This window comes from Rhizobium sp. YAF28, from assembly GCF_052113285.1.
GTDB lineage: Bacteria > Pseudomonadota > Alphaproteobacteria > Rhizobiales > Rhizobiaceae > Rhizobium.
This window is the reverse complement of record NZ_JBFRCX010000041.1, coordinates 1-1,067: the sequence shown is the minus strand read 5'-3', so window position 1 is coordinate 1,067 and position 1,067 is coordinate 1. Positions and strand designations below refer to the sequence as shown.

General features: G+C 69.7%; 2 protein-coding genes. One reads left to right on the top strand and one right to left on the bottom strand.

The window, feature by feature from the left end; genetic code table 11:
• Positions 1–196: GNAT family N-acetyltransferase (locus AB4Z13_RS32805; protein WP_442207780.1), on the top strand; the 196-nt coding region annotated here is incomplete at its 5' end.
• A gap of 27 nt (positions 197–223) precedes the next feature.
• Here AB4Z13_RS32805 and AB4Z13_RS32800 read toward each other — a convergent pair.
• Positions 224–949: an NADPH-dependent F420 reductase gene (locus AB4Z13_RS32800; RefSeq protein ID WP_441593781.1), complete on the bottom strand. Its 726-nt coding sequence runs from the start codon at positions 947–949 to the stop codon at positions 224–226.
• Positions 950–1,067 lie beyond the last annotated feature (118 nt).

Below are 1,067 nucleotides of genomic sequence, written 5' to 3'. Positions count from 1 at the left end.
CGGCTACATCTCGATGGTGGCCGTGGCGCCGCAGCATCGCCGGCGCGGCATCGGCCGGGCGCTGGTGCGCCAGGTCATGGGCAACGATCCCGACATCGTCTGGGTGTTGCGCGCGGCACGCTCCTCGGAAGCCGCCTTCTTCGGCCAACTCGGCTTTGCGCCGTCGATGGTCGCCATGGAGTGGCGGCGGCGCTGATTTTCCGGCGCTGTTACTCCGCCGCTGTTACTCCGCCATCGCGCGCCGGAAAGCGTCCGCCGAGCCCATCTGGCGGAACAGCTTGCCACCCGGCGCGAAGCGGTCCGCCGTCGACAGGCCGCCTACCACCACCGGTTCGAACCCCACCTCACGCACCAGTTGCGCGGCCACGGCTAGCGCAGCCGCGTCGTCGCCAGCCATCGGCACCGCCATCAGCGCGCCCTGGCGATGGCTCTCGCGGGCAAACTCCGCCGCGCCCGTGAAGTTGAACACGCGCACGATCCGCGCGCCGGCCAGGTACTTGGCCGTGGTGGCGCCGATGCCGTTGGCTTTCACCTCCTCCACGATCGCCCCGTCGCGCGGCGAGACCGCATTGGTGGCATCGAGCACGATCTTGCCCTGCCATTTGTTCTGCTGGCCCACCTCGGGCACGGCGCCGTAGGGCACGGCCAGTAGCAGCACATCGGCAAAGGCCAGCGCCTGCGCCACCGTGCCGGCCTGTGCCAGCGGGCCGAGCGAATCGGTCAGGCTCTTCAGGGACTCCGGGTGACGCGAGGAGAACATCACGGGGTGCCCAGCCTTCACGAACAGGCCGCCCACGGTGCCGCCGATGCGCCCCGAGCCGATCACGCCGATCTTCGATTTGGCTGGCGTCTGCGCCATGGCCGGCAGCGCGCCCGCCACGACCACAAGCCCCATCGCCCTCAGCACCCTGCGCCGGCCCCGGTGCATGTGTGTCGATTCGTGCCCCATGGCCTCGCTCCAGCAGTTCCGATCTAGCCACTCTAGGCGAAATCCACGCCACCGGCGCTGTCATGGGAGTGTCATCGCCGCTGCCTAGACTGACGCGCGACCACGTGCCGTCTTCGGC

Coding starts and splice junctions, on each gene's coding strand:
- AB4Z13_RS32800 (WP_441593781.1), bottom strand. CDS start 949: ATGGGGCACGAATCGACACACATGCACCGGGGCCGGCGCAGGGTGCTG.